17 protein-coding genes and 2 pseudogenes are annotated in these 17,282 nt (G+C 71.5%); 10 read left to right on the top strand and 9 right to left on the bottom strand.

The window, feature by feature from the left end:
* Positions 1-138 precede the first annotated feature (138 nt).
* Both AC3IYJ_RS01715 and AC3IYJ_RS01710 read right to left on the bottom strand, forming a co-directional pair.
* Positions 139-956, bottom strand: a pseudogene (locus tag AC3IYJ_RS01715) (DUF1206 domain-containing protein).
* 5 nt (positions 957-961) lie between these two features.
* On the bottom strand, positions 962-1,411 hold the full coding sequence (locus AC3IYJ_RS01710; protein ID WP_489399550.1) for an SRPBCC family protein: 450 nt from the start codon (positions 1,409-1,411) through the stop codon (positions 962-964).
* Between the two features lie 226 nt (positions 1,412-1,637).
* Between AC3IYJ_RS01710 and AC3IYJ_RS01705 the strand changes: the two genes are divergently transcribed.
* Positions 1,638-2,063: a VOC family protein gene (locus AC3IYJ_RS01705; protein ID WP_489399549.1), complete on the top strand. Its 426-nt coding sequence runs from the start codon at positions 1,638-1,640 to the stop codon at positions 2,061-2,063.
* A gap of 94 nt (positions 2,064-2,157) precedes the next feature.
* Here the strand turns inward: AC3IYJ_RS01705 and AC3IYJ_RS01700 are convergent, their stop codons facing one another.
* The 4 genes from AC3IYJ_RS01700 to AC3IYJ_RS01685 form a co-directional block, all read right to left on the bottom strand.
* Positions 2,158-2,631, bottom strand: a complete 474-nt coding sequence (locus tag AC3IYJ_RS01700) for an ATP-binding protein (protein WP_489399548.1) — start codon at positions 2,629-2,631, stop codon at positions 2,158-2,160.
* Positions 2,632-2,777: 146 nt separating this feature from the next.
* Positions 2,778-3,734, bottom strand: coding sequence for an anti-sigma factor RsbA family regulatory protein (locus AC3IYJ_RS01695; protein ID WP_489399547.1), 957 nt, complete (start codon positions 3,732-3,734; stop codon positions 2,778-2,780).
* A complete protein-coding gene (locus tag AC3IYJ_RS01690; RefSeq protein WP_489399546.1) occupies positions 3,731-4,177 on the bottom strand; it encodes an STAS domain-containing protein in 447 nt (148 codons plus the stop codon). Before AC3IYJ_RS01690 ends, AC3IYJ_RS01695 begins: the two co-directional genes overlap by 4 nt.
* Positions 4,178-4,186: 9 nt before the next feature.
* Positions 4,187-5,113, bottom strand: a complete 927-nt coding sequence (locus AC3IYJ_RS01685) for a SigB/SigF/SigG family RNA polymerase sigma factor (protein ID WP_489399545.1) — start codon at positions 5,111-5,113, stop codon at positions 4,187-4,189.
* Positions 5,114-5,324: 211 nt separating this feature from the next.
* Here AC3IYJ_RS01685 and AC3IYJ_RS01680 point away from each other — a divergent pair, with 211 nt between their 5' ends.
* Positions 5,325-5,669 (top strand): STAS domain-containing protein, encoded by a 345-nt coding sequence (locus AC3IYJ_RS01680; protein ID WP_489399544.1) that lies wholly within the window; start codon positions 5,325-5,327, stop codon positions 5,667-5,669.
* A gap of 9 nt (positions 5,670-5,678) precedes the next feature.
* Here the strand turns inward: AC3IYJ_RS01680 and AC3IYJ_RS01675 are convergent, their stop codons facing one another.
* Complete coding sequence (locus AC3IYJ_RS01675; protein ID WP_489399543.1) at positions 5,679-6,077, bottom strand: ATP-binding protein; 399 nt, start codon at positions 6,075-6,077, stop codon at positions 5,679-5,681.
* Positions 6,078-6,486: 409 nt separating this feature from the next.
* On the opposite strand from AC3IYJ_RS01675, the gene AC3IYJ_RS01670 reads away from it, so the two are divergent.
* Entirely contained in the window at positions 6,487-6,729 is a 243-nt protein-coding gene (locus AC3IYJ_RS01670) for a protealysin inhibitor emfourin (RefSeq protein ID WP_489399542.1), read from the top strand.
* Between the two features lie 128 nt (positions 6,730-6,857).
* On the opposite strand, the gene AC3IYJ_RS01665 is transcribed toward AC3IYJ_RS01670, so the two are convergent.
* Positions 6,858-8,399 (bottom strand): MFS transporter, encoded by a 1,542-nt coding sequence (locus tag AC3IYJ_RS01665; RefSeq protein ID WP_489399541.1) that lies wholly within the window; start codon positions 8,397-8,399, stop codon positions 6,858-6,860.
* A gap of 107 nt (positions 8,400-8,506) precedes the next feature.
* Between AC3IYJ_RS01665 and AC3IYJ_RS01660 the strand changes: the two genes are divergently transcribed.
* Positions 8,507-9,223, top strand: coding sequence for a TetR/AcrR family transcriptional regulator (locus tag AC3IYJ_RS01660; protein WP_489399540.1), 717 nt, complete (start codon positions 8,507-8,509; stop codon positions 9,221-9,223).
* A 140-nt stretch (positions 9,224-9,363) separates the two neighbouring features.
* Here the strand turns inward: AC3IYJ_RS01660 and AC3IYJ_RS01655 are convergent, their stop codons facing one another.
* The gene (locus AC3IYJ_RS01655; RefSeq protein ID WP_489399539.1) at positions 9,364-11,055 is read right to left on the bottom strand and encodes an ABC transporter family substrate-binding protein; all 1,692 of its coding nucleotides are present in this window, start codon (positions 11,053-11,055) and stop codon (positions 9,364-9,366) included.
* 267 nt (positions 11,056-11,322) lie between these two features.
* Here AC3IYJ_RS01655 and AC3IYJ_RS01650 point away from each other — a divergent pair, with 267 nt between their 5' ends.
* From AC3IYJ_RS01650 to AC3IYJ_RS01625, 6 genes and pseudogenes are all read left to right on the top strand, one after another.
* Positions 11,323-12,306 (top strand): ABC transporter permease, encoded by a 984-nt coding sequence (locus tag AC3IYJ_RS01650; RefSeq protein ID WP_489399538.1) that lies wholly within the window; start codon positions 11,323-11,325, stop codon positions 12,304-12,306.
* Between the two features lie 40 nt (positions 12,307-12,346).
* Positions 12,347-13,285, top strand: coding sequence for an ABC transporter permease (locus tag AC3IYJ_RS01645; protein ID WP_489399537.1), 939 nt, complete (start codon positions 12,347-12,349; stop codon positions 13,283-13,285).
* Positions 13,282-15,336, top strand: coding sequence for a dipeptide ABC transporter ATP-binding protein (locus AC3IYJ_RS01640; RefSeq protein ID WP_489399536.1), 2,055 nt, complete (start codon positions 13,282-13,284; stop codon positions 15,334-15,336). Before AC3IYJ_RS01645 ends, AC3IYJ_RS01640 begins: the two co-directional genes overlap by 4 nt.
* 122 nt (positions 15,337-15,458) lie before the next feature.
* Positions 15,459-15,632, top strand: a pseudogene (locus AC3IYJ_RS01635) (phosphorylase family protein); the annotation flags it as partial.
* Positions 15,633-15,759: 127 nt separating this feature from the next.
* Positions 15,760-16,794 carry an AraC-like ligand-binding domain-containing protein gene (locus AC3IYJ_RS01630; protein ID WP_489399535.1) on the top strand — a complete coding sequence of 345 codons (1,035 nt, stop codon included), beginning with the start codon at positions 15,760-15,762 and terminating at the stop codon, positions 16,792-16,794.
* A gap of 108 nt (positions 16,795-16,902) precedes the next feature.
* Entirely contained in the window at positions 16,903-17,280 is a 378-nt protein-coding gene (locus tag AC3IYJ_RS01625) for a hypothetical protein (RefSeq protein WP_489399534.1), read from the top strand.
* The last annotated feature ends 2 nt before the right edge of the window (positions 17,281-17,282 follow it).

Here is a 17,282-nt window from a genome sequence, read left to right as displayed (position 1 = left end):
GATGGAACGTCACTGCGGGGGGCGCGCGGGGGCGCGTGGGCAAGTTGGCCGAGAAACCGTGGAATTCGGGCTTCCCTTAGGCGGGGAACCCCCTTGAAGACCGGAGCGCTGCCGCCCCGGCCGTCCGTCCTGCCGGGATCAGACCTCGCGCCAGCGGGCCATCGCCCAGGAGAACACCCCGAAGAGCATCAACCCCAGGGCGACCGCCACCAGCAGCCACGGCCCGGCCCCGGTACGGGTGAACGACCTCAGGGTGTCGTCGAGCCCCTTCGCCTGTGAGGGGTCGTAGCGCAGCGCCGCGTAGACGACGAAGCCGCCGGCCGCGGTGCCCACCGTCCCCCGGGCCAGTCCGCCGCTCACTCCGAGGAAGTCGACGGCTTTGCGCCACCGTGCCGGAGCCCCGCCCATGGCGAGATGCTTGCGGAAGGCGTACCGTGCCGCCCGCACGGCGATGACCACCCCCGCCACGGCGATCCCCAGCCCGGCGGCGCCCACCAGCCATTGGCCGGCGGGCAGTTCCAGGGCCTTGGCCGTCGCATCGCGCGACTGTTCGTCCCCCGAGCGCGCGCCGCCCGCCGATAACGTGAGCACGGAGAAGGCGACGACGGCGTAGAACACGCACCGGGCCGCCGAGGACAGCCGTTTCAGGGGCTTGTCGCCCTCGGGCCCGGCCGCCCCGAACACCGCTTCCGACAGACGCCACAGCGTCATGCCCACGAACCCGATGCCCACGGCCCAGACGAGGACGCCGCCGAAGGGTTTCCCCGAGAGCTCCTGGAGGGCGCCCTGCCGGTCGGCCTCCCCACCGCCGCCGCCCAGGGCGACGCGTACGGCGAGCATGCCGTCAGCACGTACAGCACCCCGCGCGCCAACAGCCCGCAGCGCGCCGCGATTTCTCGGCCCCGGCCGCCCCGGGAGGCGGTGCGGGTGCCCTTGCGTGCGACCCCGGTCCCCATCGCCGTCAGATCTCGCCGCGCCAGGCGCCCGTGGCGACCCCCCGCGACTCGATGAAGAGCTTGAACCGCTTGAGATCACCCGCGACCTGACGCTTGACGAAGCCGAGCTTGTCGGCGGCCACCTCGGCCAGACCGTCAGGGGCCCAGTTCATGTAGAGGACGACCTTCGTGGTGGTCGCGTCGATCGGCTGGAAGGTGACGAGTCCGGCCTGCCGGGCCTCGCCGTCGACCGTCATCCACGCGACGCGCCGGTCCGGGAGCTGCTCGGTGATCTGCGCGTCGAACTCCCGCTGCACACCGTTCACGTTCGTCACCCAGTGGGTCAGCGTGTCCGTGCGCTGCTCGATGCGCTGGACCCCCTCCATGAAGGCGGGGAACTCCTCGAACTGCGTCCACTGGTTGTAGGCCGTGCGTACGGGGACGTTGACCTCGACGTACTCCTCGACGTGCGACATGTGCGCTCCTTCCGTGTGGTCGGCGGCCCCCACCCCGTGGCGCGGGCCGCCGTCGGACATCCGAAGGCGCGGCTACCCCCACTCGGGATCCCCATGCGCCGGCCGGGCGCCACGGCTCCGCCGGGACGGACGGCACGGAGCCCGGCCTGAGCCGGTGAACGGACTTCCCGACGGGCAGGGCCCGTACGGTGTGGGTACGGACGAACGCGCGGGGTACACGCGGGTCATGACCGTACTCAAGACAAGTGTCCTCGTCCTGGACTGCGCCGAGCCCGAGGCCCTGGCCCGGTTCTACGCCGAACTGCTCGGAGCCGCGTCCGGTCCGGCGACCGGTGACGGGGAGCTCTTCCTCGTCACCGGCGGCTCCGGTGTGGTCCTCGGGGTCCGCCGCGACCCGAACCACTCACCGCCGAGCTGGCCCGCACCGGAGGACTCTCAGCAGGCCCATCTGCGGATCCTGGTGGCGGCGGACTCCTTCGACGAAGCCGAGCGGGAGGCAGTGGGCCTCGGGGCGCGCCCGTTGTCGGCCGAGGAGGACGGCAGTCGGCTGGACAGCCGTACGACCCTGCGCCGGTTCAGCGACCCGGCGGGACACGCGTTCGTCCTCGCTGCCGTCCGGGAGGATCCAGCCGCAGTCGGCGTCGCCGGGTGACGGTGCCAGGAACGGGCCTGCCCCGGATGCGGGGCAGGCCGTGCGAACGGCGCCGGACGCAACACCGGAACGCACCCGCCCGGGCCGCCCCGGGTCAACGACCGGTCGACCTGCCGGACACCAGTCGGGCGGCTTCGATCTCCGCCCACACGGCCTTCCCGTGAGCGTGGGCGAGCGAGCCCCAGCGATCGGACAGGCGCTCCACGATGTACAGGCCGTGGCCGCCGGGGATACCGCGCTGCGGGGACGGGTGTCGCCGGGGCAGCGTCGTCGTACCGTCGTACACCTCGATCCGCAGGGACTCCCCGGACGTCAGGACGAGCTCGTGACAGCCGTCCGCGTGCAGGGACGCGTTGGTCAGCAGCTCGGACACGAGGAGCAGGGTGTCCTCGGAGGTCTCGGTCCCGTCCCAGCCCCAGTCCCGCAGGGCCTCACGCGTGAAGTCGCGCCCTTTGGCCACGGCGCCGTGCACTCCCGCGAGGGCGAGCCTGCGGCGCTGACCTCTGGCGGGAGGGCCGGCGCTCAGCGGACCACCCGTCTCCGGTCCGATGGGTCCGATGGTCTCCACCGAGGTCTCTCACCCCCATATTGGCACTGGTCTCTGCTCCGGGCCCGGCCCGGCCGTCTCAGGGTCGAATGCAGGCCGCCCCGTACGCCCGCCGGCGACCCGGGGACGCTCGGGCCCGCCCGTGACAGTCTAGGCGACCGCCGCTCTCAGACCGTTGACATGTGGAGGCGCAGCGTGAAGCCGCTGTCCGTGGCGCGGACCTCGACCAGATCGCAGAGCTGATGGATCATCCACAGGCCGCGGCCGCCGTTGGCCGATGCGAGGGAGGGTCGGCGGCGCCCCGCCAGGGGGTCGGCCAGACGGCCGCCGTCGCGGATCTCGACGACGACTTCAGCCCGGGCACCGGCCGTGGTCCACAGACGCAGGGTTCCCTTCCCGCCACCGTGGGAGAGGGAATTGGCCGCCGCCTCGCTGACCGCCAGGACGAGATCGCCGCGCCGAGCCGGGGCGAGGGCCGTTGAGCCGGCCCACCTCTCGGCGAACTCGCGGACCTCGGCCAGCCCTCCGTGGGTGTAGCCGAGCCGGGGTACGTCGCCGTCGGGTTCGAGCAGGGGGCGATCGCAGTCCGCCGTCACCCTCGACGCGTCGGTGTAGGCGGGGCTCGGCAGGTCCCGGCCTTCTTCGATCAGCGTGGGGTGCGTGCGCCGGGCGTCGGCCAGCACCGCGGGTGCCAGGCCCCGTACGTCGTAGGGGCACAGGATGGTCGCTGCCCGGCCGGCGAAGGCCGTGTTGATGAGGGCCTCGTGGCGCGTGGCCTCCACTACCTCGGCGGTGGAGCGGCCGGGCCAGATCGGCTCGCCGACGATCCGCGCCGCCCGGCCCGTGTTCCGGTCGGCGAAATCCTGCAGGGCGGACAGGATGCGTCCGGGATTGCGGCCCAGTTCGGTCATGTCGGTCCAGGTGACCTGCGCCGCGCTGCCGCCGAGGCTCTCGCGCAGGGGGTCCAGGTGTGGGCCCGGCACGGCCACGAGCACCGGCTCGTCCGCGGACAGGGCGCCCCGTACGAAACGGCCCACCCCGGTCACGTACCCGGGGAGGTCCTGGTAGAAGAGGGCGGGGTGGACGAAGGCCCCGGGCTCGGCGGGCGCAGGAACAGTGGTCATGCTGCGACCTCCAGCGCGGCGCATTCGTCCGGGAACATCTCCACGACCTTGCGAAGTGAGTATGGCGGGTCGTGGAGCAGCAGTCGCCGCCCTTGCCCGGTGAGTTCTGACGCCGCCTTCAGCAGGGCGGCGACCGCGGCCGCGTCGAGGAACACCACAGCGGAGAGATCCAGGTGGACGACGGGGCCGGGAATCCCGGTCACCACGCCGAGCGCTTCGCGCAGGGCCTGCCGGGAATCCAGGTCGCAGCTGCCGGTCAGGCGGGCGCCGGGGCGGTCCCGCAGGGGCCGGGAGGTCAGAGCCGTCGCCGGATCCGTTCCCGTGCGCCCCCGCCCGCACCGCACGCCCGCGTCCGTGGCGTCGTCCGCCTCCGCGCCGCCGTTTGGGCGCGCCGGCGGGCCGACGGGGGACGCGGAGGGGGCGTGCCGGTGAGGGGCGGTCATCGTCCGGTCCTACTCCGTGAGCATGCCGGCGCGGAGCCGTGCCAGGGTCCGGGACAGGATGCGCGACACCTGCATCTGGGAGATGCCCAGATCGGCGCCGATCTCGGCCTGGGTCTTCTCCTGGCCGAAGCGCATCCGCAGGATGCAGCGGTCGCGCTCCTCCAGCTCCTCCAGCAGCGGGGCCAGGGTGTGGAACTCCTCGAACAGCTCCATGGCGGGGTCGACCTCGCCGAAGCGCTCCGCGATCGGCCGCGTCGTGCGGCTCGCCGAGGACGCCGAATCGCCCTCCGCGACGGCGGTGTCGAGCGAACCGCTCGTGTAGCCGTTCGCGGCCACGAGCCCGTCGATGACCTCCTCCTCGGACAGCTCCAGGTGGAGGGCGATCTCCTTGACCGTCGGCGCCCTGCCCAGCACATCGCTCAGGGCCTCCTGGGCCTTGGCGAGCTCCGTGCGCAGTTCCTGCAGGCGACGCGGTACGTGCACGGCCCAGGTGGTGTCACGGAAGTGCCGCTTGATCTCACCGATGATGTAGGGCAGGGCGAGCGTGGAGAACTCGACCTCCCGGTCCAGGTCGTAGCGGTCGATTGCCTTGATGAGGCCGATCGTTCCGACCTGGATGACGTCGTCCATGTCGAGGCCTCCGCCGAGCACCCGGGCGCGGAAGCGCCGCGCCGCGAACTGCACGAGGGAGACGTTCATCTCGATCAGGGTGTTGCGCGTGTACTGGTACTCGCGCGTCCCCTCCTCCAGGGTGCGCAACCTCGCGAAGAAGTGCCGCGAAAGCTCGCGGGCGTCGCCCGGCGCCATCTCGCGGGCGTTCTCCACCTGGAACTGGTCCACGTCCTGCGTTGGCGCTCCCGCGGTGCCCCGGTCGCAAGCAGGGGCCTGCGCGTTTGTGGAACGAATGGGTCCTGTGACGGTGGCCGAGCGAGACATGGTGGCCGCTCCCTCCCGATTGACTGACGGTTGCCCGAGCGCTTCTGCCCCGGGTTTGCGGTCCTACACACATCGGCGGGCAGCGGTTCGTCACCCGGGTCGAGCCGTGCGTCCGAAGGGCCGCGCCGCACCCGGGGTGGCTCCGTCGACTGAGCGGCCGGGCATACTCCCTTGACGACGACGTTGCGGGCGGCGATCCGAGGAGGCGAACATGACCGGAGCAAGGGACGCGTTCCAGCCAGGTGTGGTCGGGGACGGCTACTCGACGGGCGCCGGGTGGGTGCTGGCGGCCCGCGGGGAACTGGACCAGGACACGCTGGCCCCACTGGAGGAGGCACTGACCTCCGCCGCGGGCCGGTACCCGCTCGTGGTCCTGGACGCGAGCTCCATCACCTTCGGGGACTCCTCCTTCCTCAACCTGCTGCTGCGGCTGCACCAGCTCACGGCCCTGCGCATCGCCGCCCCCGGCGAGCAGCTGCGGCGGCTCTTCGCCTTGACCGGTGTCGACACCGTCCTCTCCGTCCACGCGAGCGTCGAGGAGGCCCTGGCGGCGTGAGCGCCCCCGTCAGCCGGACCACGGACCGGCCGCGTGCGGGTTCCGTCCTCCGGAGGGCCGGAAGCACGCGGTGATCGCCTTGCCGCCGTGGCTCGCGTGAACGTCCAGGGAATCGGCCAGTGCGCTGACGATCCCCAGCCCGCGACCGGACGTGGCCCCCTGGTCGGTGTCGGGGCCTCGGGGGCGGGGGAGCCGCGGGTCGGCGTCGGAGACGCTCACGTGCAAGCAGGAGCCGTCCCAGGTCAGCACCAGATGCGCGGTGCCGGCCGCGTGCAGGTGCGCGTTGGTGACGAGCTCGGAGACACAGACCAGCACGTCGTGCGCGGTATCGGCCGCCGAACGGCTCCACGGCAGGGACGCCAGGTGCACGGCGGTCCACTGCCGCGCCGCCCGGACTCCCTCCGCCACCGGACACGAACGTGCCCAGCCCACTGCCCTGACCGTCATCACCGGTGCCTCGTCCCTGCCGTCGTACACGCGTCATGGGGTCCGTCTACCCGGAGCCGGTGAGAGCATCCGGGGCTTTCCGGAGCAACCGCGGGAACACGGACCGGTCCGCGCGCGGCCTCACCACGGCCCCGCGCCAAGTCGAGCGGGGCGCCCACCGCAGCGGACCCGGGCCTTCTCGGCCTGCCGCCCGTCGGCCGGACAACGTTGAAATCGAGCCGTTCGGGTTCCCGGTGGGGATGACCGCCGGATCAGGGGCAGGCGCGTACAGAGCCTCGCGGGGTCGTGCTCGTGTCCGTGTCCGTGTCCTGACAGGGCGGGCGGTGCGCGGTCCGTCGAGGGAGGATCCGGCTTCCGAAGGAGAACGACCATGTTGATCACTGTCAGTCGCTCGGGAGGCTTCACCGGCGTGGACAAGGTGCGGAAGGTCGACACGTCCGCCCGGCGGGACGCCGCGGAATGGGAGGACCTCGCGCGGCGCGTCCTGCCATCCGTGGCGGACGGCTTCCACTACCGGATCACGGTCGACGACCAGGAACTCGTCCTCGACGAGACGGGCCTGACCGGCGACCAGCGCGAACTCATCCGCGCGGTCCTCGGCGAAGCGCTCTGACCCGGCACCTGTGCCAGGGGGGACCCCCTCACCGCAGGGGTCCGCCACGGACTCGGAGCCGGCCGGGTTCCGGGTCCGTGGCCGCCCGGGTCCGGTGCCGGACCCGTCGGCGGTGGGCGTTCCTTCTCCTACGGATGCGCCGCTTCCGGCCGCGAGGCCGGCTGGTGGGCGGCGGACGCCGGGGCGACGCCTCGTCGGGGGCGCAGGAGCAGCGCGACGAGGAGCGCCGAGGCCGCCATCGCGGCGCTGCCGCAGCGCAGCGCCAGGTGCAGGGCGTCGACGAAGGCGGCGTTCACGGCGTCCTGGACGGGGGCGGGCAAAGCGGTGGCGCCGTCCGGGGCCGCGCCCGGCAGGTGGCGGCCGAGTTCGGCGGGCACGCCGAGCCGGTGAAGGGACTCGGTCAGGGTGGCGGTGAGGCGGTTGCTGCGGACGGCCCCCAGGGCGGCGACGCCGATGACACCGCCGATCTCGCGCAGGGTATTGAGGGTTGCGGAGGCCATGCCGGCCCGCGCCGGGCCGACGCGCTGCATGACCGTGATGGACGCGGGGGTGAAGGTCATCCCCATGCCGAGGCCCATGGTGAGCAGCACCCAGACGTACTGCGGGTAGCGGGCGTCCGCCCCGTAGAGCGAGAGGGCGCCGAGTGCGGTGGCGCACAGGGCCAGGCCGGTGACCAACGGGAGGCGGGGGCCGTGGCGTGAGGTGAGCGCGCTCGACAGCGGCGCGGCGACGACGATCATCGCGGTCATCGGCAGGCCCGCCAGGCCCGCGTCCGACGGGGACCAGCCCATCACGTTCTGCATGAGCAGCGGCAGGAAGAACGCGGCTCCGAACATGCCGAAGCTGGTCATGAAGCCGCTCACCGCGGCGCCGGTGAGCGGCAGGTCCCGGAAGAAGTTCAGGTCGAGCATGGGGTCGGCGCTGCGGGCCTCGACCGCGACGAAGGCGGGCAGGGCCAGCGTCGCCACGGCCGCGAGGGCGAGCACCCGGGTATCGGTCCAGCCGCGGGTGGGCCCCTCGATGAGTGCGTAGACCAGTGCGCCGAAGCCCAGTGCGGCGAGCGCCTGGCCCGGCAGGTCCAGCCGCTTGGCACGGGTCGCGAACTCGGGGAGCACCCGGGTCGCGAGCAGTAGCCCCGCCACCCCGATGGGGACGTTGATCCAGAAGATGCTGGCCCAGCCGAAGGCGTCCACCATCGGCCCGCCCAGGACCGGGCCGACGGCCAGGCCCAGCGCGGATGTGCCCGACCAGAGGCCGACGGCCCTGGCCCGCTCCTTCTCGTCCGTGAAGACGTGACGCAGGATGGACAGGCTGCCCGGCGTGAGCAGTGCCGCGCCGAGGCCCTGGAGCATCCGGGCGCCGATCAGCGTGCCGGTCGAGCCGGACAGTGCCGCAGCCGCCGAGCCCGCGGTGAAGACGGCCAGGCCGGTGAGGAAGGTCCGCCTGCGGCCGTACCGGTCGCCGAGGGTGCCGCCGGTGAGCAGCAGGGCCGCGTAGACCAGGCTGTAGCCCTCCACCACCCACTGAAGTCCGTTGACGCCGGAGTGCAGTTGCTGACCGATGCGGGGCAACGCGTTGTTGACGATGACGTTGTCGAGCATCGCCATGAACATCGTGGCGCACAGCGTGGCGAGCACGAGCCCCTTGTGCGGGGCAGGCGGCTTCATCATCACACTCCCTAACAGTGTTAGTCGATCGGTGGGTGCGGCTAGACTGCCCCTAACGGTGTTAGTTGGCAAGCGGGATTCCTGGTGGGACCGATGGACGGAGGTGGCCGATGGCCGTAGAGGGCGGTACTGGTGACGGATCCTCACAGCCGGGGCTGACCCGCCAGGCGCTCGTTGCGGCGGCCCTGCGGGTGCTGGAGCACGAGGGCATCAACGGCCTGTCGATGCGCAAGGTCGCCGCCGAGCTGGGGGTGAAGGCGGCCTCGTTGTACTGGCACGTGCGCAACAAGGAGGAGCTGCTCGACCTGCTCACCGACGAGCTCATGGCCGACGCCGAGGCGCCGCCCCGGGAGGGCGACTGGCGCGAGCAGCTGCGCGAATACTGCGTGCGCTATCGCCGGCACCTGCTCGGCAAGCGCGACGCGGCCAAGGTCGTCGCGGGCCGGCTCGCCCCGGGCCCCCATCTGCTGCGCCTGATGGAGGACCAGCTCGGGCGCCTGCGGGAGGCCGGATTCTCCGATGCCGACGCCGCCATGATCAGCTACCTGACGGGTGCGTTCGTACAGGGGTTCGTGCTCCAGGAGCAGGGACCCGTCTCTGCGTCCGAGGCCATGGGCGCCAGCCGCCACGAGGCAGCCAGGGCCGTGGGGGAGCAGCTCCGCCGACTGCCGCAGGACGCCTTCCCCAGCCTGGTCGCACTCGCCGGCGACCTGACCGACCCGTCCATGGAGGCCCGTTTCTCGTTCGGCCTCGAACGCCTCCTGGACGGACTGTCCGGCCTGCTGGAGCAGGGCGTCGATGCTCGAAGTCAAGGGGACGCCCCATGAGTGAGCCGCCGTCCGCCACCACTGCGCTCATCCCGGCGCTCTTGACCGGATGAGCAGGGGCGGGGAGGACTCGGACCGGTCCGGGAGCGGGGGTCCCGGCCGCAGATCCGCCCGGACCGTCCGTCCCGCCCCCGGCCACGTCAGTTCTGCCAGCCCACCTTCGTGTAGTCGACGTCCGAGAGGCCGACCGCGCCGTAGTTGGCGAGGCCCTTGCGGTCCGCCGTGATCTCCGGACGCTGGTACAGCTCGATGGAGTGGCCCAGCTTGAAGATCTCGGCGTCGGCCTCGTTGTAGAACTTCAAGGCCTCGGCGCGGTCCGTGGGCCGGCCGGCCTTCTTCAGCAGCTCGTCGATCCGCGGGCTGCCGACCGAACCGAAGTTCTGGAAGAGGTTGCTGCCCTGCGGCTGCTGGAAGACCGGGATGAGCTTCGAGGTGTAGGCCTCGTCGACGTTGCGGAAGCTGACGAGGTCGAAGTTCCCGGTGTTCACGAATTTGCCGAAGTAGTCGTTCGCCGGGACCTTCTTGATCTCGACCTTCACGCCGACGGCGCTCAACTGCTGCTGTACCAGCTGCGCCTGGTCCTGCTGCGAGGAGGAACCGCCCGCGCTGAGGGTGTAGTCCAGGGTCAGCTCCTTGCCGTCCTTGGTCCGCGGCTTGCCCTGGCCCGCGTCCTTCCAGCCGGCCTCGTCGAGGAGCTTGTTCGCCTTCGCCGGGTCGTAGGCGTCGAACTCGCTGGAGTTGTCCTTGTAGCCGGCCTGGTTCGGCATGAAGAAGTGGTTGTTCAGAGGCTTCAGTTCGAAGGAGAGGTCCTTGGCGAAGCTGGCGTTGATGCCCTTGCGGTCGATGGCCGCCTGGAGCGCGTTGCGCACCTTGACGTCCTGGAGCGGGCCGCGCCCGGCGTTGAGGGTGATGTGCACCTCGTCCCAGCGGGCGCCGCGCCGGATGTCCGTCGCGGGGTCCTTGACCAGCCGCTTGTAGTCCTCGGGCAGCAGCGCGGGTGCCTCGTCCAACTCCTTGTTGAGGAAGGCCTCGGTGCGCGCCGAGCGGTCCAGGACGCGGTAGACGAGCGAGTCCAGCTTGGGCTTGTCGCCCCACCACTGCGGGTCGGGCACCAGCGTGATGGTCTGGGCCGTCTTGTCGTAAGTGCCGATCTTGAAGGCGCCCGAGGTGACCGGCGCCTTCTCCGCCCAGCCCTTGTTGAACTTCTCGGGGGTGTCGGTGTACGCGGCCGGGTACAGCGGGTCGAAGAGTCGCGGCCAGTCCGCGTACGGCGTGCTGAACGTGACCCTCACCCCGTGCTCGTCGGCGCCCTGCTCGACCTTCGCGATCTGGTCGTAGCCCGAGGTGTCGGCCGCCTCGTACGCCTTGTCGGAGCCGTTCTGCGCCTTCCACTGCGCCTCGAAGTCCTGCCAGCCCAGAGGCTTTCCGTCGGACCAGTGCGCCTTCGGATTGAGCTGGTACTCCACCACCTGCGGGCTGGTCGAGACGACCTTCGCGGAGGCCAGGAAGGCGGGATTCGGCTGACCGACGCCCTTCGCGTCCGCGTAGAAGAGGTGCGGCAGCACCGTCCGGGCGATCTCCGCGCCGTCGCCCTGCTGCCCGTCCACCTGGTTGACGTTGTACTGGGTGATCCACTGGTCGATGGCGATCCTCAGCGAGCCGCCCTGTTTGAGGGAGCTCACCGGCTGTGCGTTGATGTTCTGCCCGTCGACGGCCGGCGCCGCCTCCTTCTTCGCGGATGCGCCGTCGTCTGCGCCGGGGGAGTCGCAGGCCGACACCAGCAAGGTGGCCGACAGGGCTGCGGCTACGGCGATGACCGTGGTTCTGCGCATCGGGACACTTCCTCCGGTAGTGGGCGGCCTGCTCGCGACCGCAGGGCTGGGCCGACCGTAGGAGATCTTGCGCTCCACGGGGAGGTCCGCTGGAATCCCGCTATGTTTTCTTAGCATGTCCGCAACAAACAGCGGTCAGGCTGTGTCAACAAGCCGACGAATTGGCCAGGTTGAACTGCCGCGGCCGTGATCCCCGGGCCACCCCCGGGCGTCGCGTTCTCCTGACGATCCCCTGTGGATCACGAGCACTTGCGGAGGTTCACACGCGTGGCCGCCTACCTGGCCAAGCGGCTCGGCTACTACGCCGTGCTGCTGCTGGCCGCCGTCTGCCTCTCGTACCTGCTCGCCTCCTACGCGCTCGACCCGCGGGCGTACTACGAGGGCCGCCAGCCCCCCTTGTCGCCCGCCTCGGTCGACCACCACCTCACCGCGCTCGGCGTCAACGACCACACCCCGCTCGTCTCCCGCTTCTCCACCTGGGCCGGACACGCCCTGCGCGGCGACCTCGGACAGACCATCGACGGAACCCCGGTGGGTGCCGAGTTCGGGCGACGGATCGGCGTCAGCCTGCGGCTGCTGCTCCTCGGCACGATCGCCGGGACCGTGATCGGAGTGCTCGCCGGAGCCTGGACGGCGGTGCGCCAATACCGCGTCTCCGACCGGGTGATGACGCTCACCTCCTTCGTGCTGCTCTCGACTCCCGTCTTCCTCCTGGCCGTTCTGCTCAAAATTGGCGCGATCTGGTTCAACACGAAGACCGGCACCGAAGTTGTCCAGTTCACCGGCGAGAAGACCCCGGGCGTCGAGAGCGGCTTCTGGGCGGTGTCCAAGGACCGCGGCGTCCACCTGCTGCTGCCCACCATCTCCATCGGGCTCGGGGCGATCGCCGGCTACAGCCGCTACCAACGCTCCACCATGCTGGACGTGCTCGGCTCGGACTACCTGCGTACCGCCGCCGCCAAGGGCCTCAGTCGCCGGACGGTGCTGCTCAGACACGGCCTGCGCACCGCCCTGATTCCCATGTCGACGTACTTCAGCTACGGATTCCTGGCCCTCTTCACCGGTGCCACCTTCACCGAGACGATCTTCGGCTGGCACGGAATGGGCGAATGGTTCATCTCGTCCATCGGCAAGAACGACGTCAACTCGGTCGTCGCCGTCAACGTGTTCGCCGCCGTGACGGTCCTCCTGTCCGGCTTCCTCGCGGACCTGCTGCACGCCGCGCTCGACCCGCGCATCCGCAACGCCTGACACCCAGATGCCTGATCCAGGATCCAGGAGAACGCCGACCATGACCGCCGTCATCGAGAGCAGCGTCCCCGGCGCGCAGGGCGTCGCCCGTCCCGCCGGGCGCACCACCGTCGTACTGCGCCGCTTCCTGCGCAACCGCAGCGCGCTGGTGGGCGCCGCCGTCCTGCTCCTGCTCTTCCTGCTCGCCTTCGCCGGACCGCTCGTCAGCCCGTGGGACTACAGCCACATCGACTACACCGCCCTGCGCTCGGCGCCCAGCGCCGACCACTGGTGGGGCACCAACCGGATCGGCCAGGACGTCTTCGCGCAGACCGTCCGCGGGCTCCAGAAGTCCCTGGTCATCGGGCTGCTGGTGGCACTGTTCTCCACGGTCCTCGCCTCGCTGGTCGGCGCCTGCGCCGGGTACTTCGGCGGGTGGCCGGACCGGCTGCTGATGTTCTTCGTCGACCTGCTGCTCGTCTTCCCGTCGTTCCTGATCATCGCGATCGTCTCGCCACGGCTGCGCAGCGGCGGCTGGGTCGCCTTCGTCGGGCTGCTCGCCGTGTTCGGGTGGATGATCACGGCGCGGGTGGTGCGGTCGATGACGCTGTCGCTGAAGGAGCGGGAGTTCGTCAAAGCGGCCGTCTACATGGGCGTCGGGCCGCTACGGATCATCTGGCGGCACATCCTGCCCAACATCGCCTCGTTCCTCATCATCGACGCGACGATCGCCGTCGGCGGCGCGGTGATGAGCGAGACCGCGCTCTCCTACTTCGGGTTCGGCGTACAGGCGCCGGACGTCTCGCTCGGCACGCTCATCTCGAGCACCACGGGGGCGGCGGTCACCTACCCCTGGATGTTCTTCTTCGCCGCCGGGCTGCTGATCGTGTTCGTCCTCGCGGTGAACCTGGTGGGGGACGGCCTGCGGGACTCACTCGACCCCACGTCGACGCGGTCCCCCAAGCCCACCGGCGCCGGATCCAAGGGAGTCGGCCGATGAGCGAGACCCGCGCGGTGCTGTCCGTCACGGACCTGGAGGTCGACTTCGACGGGATCGCCGCCGTGCGCGGGGTCAGCCTCTCGCTCGCCCGCGGCGAAGTCCTGGGCCTGGTCGGGGAGTCGGGGTCGGGCAAGTCGGCGACCGCGCTCGCGATGCTGGGCCTGCTGCCGGCCAACGCCGCCGTACGCGGCTCCGTGCGGCTCGGCGCTACCGAGCTGGTCGGCGCCTCGGATGCGGCGCTGACGGCGGTGCGCGGACAGCGCATCGGGATGGTGTTCCAGGACCCGCTGTCCGCCTTCACCCCGGTCTACCGCATCGGGGACCAGATCGCGGAGGCGGTACGCGCCCACCAGGACATCTCGCGGGACCGGGCCCGGGCACGGGCCGTCGAACTCCTCGACCTGGTCGGCATCCCCGAACCCGCCCTGCGCGCCCAGGCGTTCCCGCACGAGTTCTCGGGCGGGATGCGCCAGCGCGCCATGATCGCGATGGCCATGGCCAACGACCCGGACGTCCTGCTCGCCGACGAGCCGACGACGGCCCTCGACGTCACCATCCAGGCCCAGATCCTGGACGTGCTGCGCACGGCCCAGCGGGAGACCGGGGCGGCGCTCGTCCTGGTCAGCCACGACCTCGGAGTCATCGCGGGGACGGCGGACCGGGTCGCCGTGATGTACGCGGGGCGCATCGTCGAGACGGGGGCGGCCTCCGAAGTGTTCGGGCGCCCCGCGATGCCCTACACGATGGGGCTGCTCGGGGCGGTGCCCCGGCTCGACGGGGACGGCGGCGCGCTCGTCCCCATCCCCGGATCGCCGCCCGCGGCCGGGCAGACGGGTCCGGGATGCGCCTTCGCGCCGCGCTGCCCCATGGCGGAGGACCGCTGCACGCAGACCGTCCCGGGGCTGCGGTCGGCGCCGCGGGGCGGTGGAGGCCACCTCGCCGCGTGCGTCCGTACCGGTGAGATCGTGGAGAAGGGGCTCGGCGTACTCGACGTCTACCCGGTGCCCGAGATTCCCCGGGGACCCGAGCGCACCACCGGGGAGACGGTGCTCGCGGTGACCGGGCTCGTCAAGACGTTCCCCGTGCTCAAGGGGACCGCCTTCAAGCGGCGGGTGGGCACGGTGCACGCCGTGGACGGCGTCGACCTCGCCGTCCGTGCCGGGGAGACCCTCGGGCTGGTGGGGGAGTCGGGCTCGGGGAAGTCCACCACCCTCTTCGAACTCCTCCACCTCGCCCGGCCCGAGGGCGGCGAGATCGAGCTGTTGGGAAAGTCCACGGCAACGCTGACCAAGGCCGGGCGTCGGGCTCTGCGCGGCCAGGTGCAGATCGTCTTCCAGGACCCGATGGCCAGCCTCGACCCCCGCATGCCGGTCGGCGACATCATCGCCGAACCGCTCCGCGCGCAGGGGGCCGACCGGGCGAGCGCCGCCCGGCGCGTCCCGGAGCTGCTCGACCAGGTCGGGCTCGACCGGACCGCGGCCGAACGCTTCCCGCACGAGTTCTCCGGCGGGCAGTGCCAGCGCATCGGGATCGCCCGCGCGCTCTCCGTGCGGCCGAAGCTGCTCGTGCTCGACGAACCCGTCTCCGCGCTCGACGTCTCCGTCCAGGCAGGGGTCCTGAACCTGCTGCGCAGACTCAAGTCGGAGCTGGGGCTCGCGTACCTCTTCGTCTCGCACGACCTGTCCGTCGTACGGCACATCGCCGACCGGGTCAGCGTCGTCTACCTCGGGCGGACGGTCGAGGCGGGCGCCGTCCGGGACGTCTTCGAGCAGCCCCGCCACCCGTACACCCAGGCACTGCTGTCCGCGGTACCGCTGCCCGATCCGGAACGCGAGCGCGAACGCCGGCGCGGCCGGATCCTGCTGGTGGGCGACCCGCCGAGCCCCACCCGGCGCTACGGGGGCTGCCGCTTCAGGGGCCGTTGCCCCGTGTACGTGCGATTGGACCCGGATCGGCGCGAGCGCTGCGAGAGGCAGGACCCGGAGCCGACCGCCCACGCGGCCGACCACGTGGCGTCGTGCCACTTCCCGACGGTGCGGGAGGTGGTCTGAACGGTGGCGGTCGGCTCCCGCAGCTCTGGTGGGCCCTGCGACCGGCCGCGGCGCGCAGCCGTGACCCGGTCATTCGAAGGCGGCCACCGCCTCCCGCAGTGCCCGGGCCACGAGCGCCGGGTCGTGTGATCGCGGAGGCGGCGGTACGCGACGATGGGGTCACCGGGCAGCTGCTGCCACCGGAGTATCCCGCGGTGTCCACGCCCGAGGCGGTACTGGCGTTCCAGCGGGCGGCCCGCGAAGCGGGCGTACCCCACCACCGGGGCGTCGTCTGGACGCGCGCCGCCTTCCAGCCGGAGGAGCGCTGAGGGCACCTTCCGGCGGCTCGGCGGTGTGCGGCCTGGAGGTCACTTCCAGGCGGCGCACCGCCGCCCCGCGCCATGTACGTTGACATGCATCTGTCATGCCATGAAGGGGGCGGCTGTGGAGCTGGTCTACGACAGTTGTGATTTTGCGCCGCGGGAGCAGGTCGAACGGTGGATGGAGGTCACTATGGCCTCCGTGCTGCCGACTCGGGTACGACCGGAGCGGACCGACGCCTGTCCCGTACGCCTCGCATCTCTCCCACTGGGGGAAACGCGCGTGGTCGCCGTCTCCCGTACGGCCGAAACGGCATTGCGGACCGCGGCGCTGATCAGGCGCGCCGACCCGGAGACCTACCAGCTGGAGCTGATCACGTCCGGGCGCAAAACCGTTGCCCAGGCACGGCAGAGCTGCGAACTCACGCCCGGTCAGCTCGTGCTCTACAACAGCTCGCAGCCCTTCGAAGTCAGTTCGGCACCGTACGGACCGGGTGGCGGGCGCCCGGCCTCGTTCATCGTGCGCATGCCCAGACGGCTGCTGCCGGTCCCTTCGAGACAGGCGGCCGCTCTGATCGCCACGCCGATCCAGGCCGCGCACGGTCCCGGCCTGCTGTTGGCGCAGTTCCTGCGCGGACTGGCCGCGGGCGGCGGAGGCTCCACGAGCGCGCAGGACCGCGGACGGCTCGGCACCATCCTGCTGGATTTGGCGGGAGCGGTGCTGGCCCATCGGCTGGAGCAGGACACGGCACTGCGGGCGGACTCGCGTGAGCGGGTCCTGTTCCTGCGCATCCACGCTCATATCCGGCGCAATCTGGGGCGCCCGGATCTCTCGCCCGCCTCCATCGCCGCGGCCCACCACATCTCGGTCCGGTCCCTGCAACGCCTCTTCCATGCCGAGGGCACGACGGCCGCCGCGTTCGTGCGCTTACAGCGGTTACGGCGGATCGCGCAGGCGCTGACCGATCCACGGCATGCCGGGGTGCCCGTCCATGCGGTGGGGGCGCGCTGGGGCTTCCCGCGGGCCGCCGATTTCTCCCGGGCCTTCCGCTCCGTGTACGGGATGCCGCCGGGGGAGTACCGGCTCAGGCATGCGATGGCGCGCATTCCCAATGATCGGGAGCTGATTGCCAACGCCCCGCCCGACGCGCTCCGTTAGGTTTCGGGCCTGGCGCTGGACCGCGCCCCACGGGCCGCTTCTCGCGTTCGGCTGGACGCCGACGCTCGCGGAGGACCACCGTGGTGGGTCGAAACGAGGGAAACTGCTGTGCGCATACGTTCACGAATCGCCCCGTTCGCCTTGACCGTCGTCGTACTCGGCGGCGGACTGGCCATGGCGACGCCCGCCACGGCCGCCGTCCAGTCCTGCTACGGGAGCGCGAAGAACTACACGACCGTGGAAGCCGGCATGTGGCCGGGCGGGGGAACCTGGGCCTACACCACCAGCAACTGCGGCGACATCAACGTCAAGCCGACCACCACCCGCAGGGTCAGGGTCTGTTGGAAGAAGACCGGCACCTGCAACGCGTACCGCCCGGCAGCGGCCGGCCAGTGGACGGTGGCCGCATCGGACGTCCTCGACGGCACCGGCTTCTCCCTGGACTTCGAAGGCATCGGCGTCAGCCGCGGACAGTACGCCGCCTGACC

It is taken from the genome of Streptomyces sp. GL_140 (assembly GCF_057834465.1).
This window is presented reverse-complemented; position numbering and strand designations above follow the sequence as displayed.

Coding starts and splice junctions, on each gene's coding strand:
- AC3IYJ_RS01710 (WP_489399550.1), bottom strand. CDS start 1,411: ATGTCGCACGTCGAGGAGTACGTCGAGGTCAACGTCCCCGTACGCACG.
- AC3IYJ_RS01705 (WP_489399549.1), top strand. CDS start 1,638: ATGACCGTACTCAAGACAAGTGTCCTCGTCCTGGACTGCGCCGAGCCC.
- AC3IYJ_RS01695 (WP_489399547.1), bottom strand. CDS start 3,734: ATGACCACTGTTCCTGCGCCCGCCGAGCCCGGGGCCTTCGTCCACCCC.
- AC3IYJ_RS01690 (WP_489399546.1), bottom strand. CDS start 4,177: ATGACCGCCCCTCACCGGCACGCCCCCTCCGCGTCCCCCGTCGGCCCG.
- AC3IYJ_RS01685 (WP_489399545.1), bottom strand. CDS start 5,113: ATGTCTCGCTCGGCCACCGTCACAGGACCCATTCGTTCCACAAACGCG.
- AC3IYJ_RS01680 (WP_489399544.1), top strand. CDS start 5,325: ATGACCGGAGCAAGGGACGCGTTCCAGCCAGGTGTGGTCGGGGACGGC.
- AC3IYJ_RS01670 (WP_489399542.1), top strand. CDS start 6,487: ATGTTGATCACTGTCAGTCGCTCGGGAGGCTTCACCGGCGTGGACAAG.
- AC3IYJ_RS01665 (WP_489399541.1), bottom strand. CDS start 8,399: ATGATGAAGCCGCCTGCCCCGCACAAGGGGCTCGTGCTCGCCACGCTG.
- AC3IYJ_RS01660 (WP_489399540.1), top strand. CDS start 8,507: ATGGCCGTAGAGGGCGGTACTGGTGACGGATCCTCACAGCCGGGGCTG.
- AC3IYJ_RS01655 (WP_489399539.1), bottom strand. CDS start 11,055: ATGCGCAGAACCACGGTCATCGCCGTAGCCGCAGCCCTGTCGGCCACC.
- AC3IYJ_RS01645 (WP_489399537.1), top strand. CDS start 12,347: ATGACCGCCGTCATCGAGAGCAGCGTCCCCGGCGCGCAGGGCGTCGCC.
- AC3IYJ_RS01640 (WP_489399536.1), top strand. CDS start 13,282: ATGAGCGAGACCCGCGCGGTGCTGTCCGTCACGGACCTGGAGGTCGAC.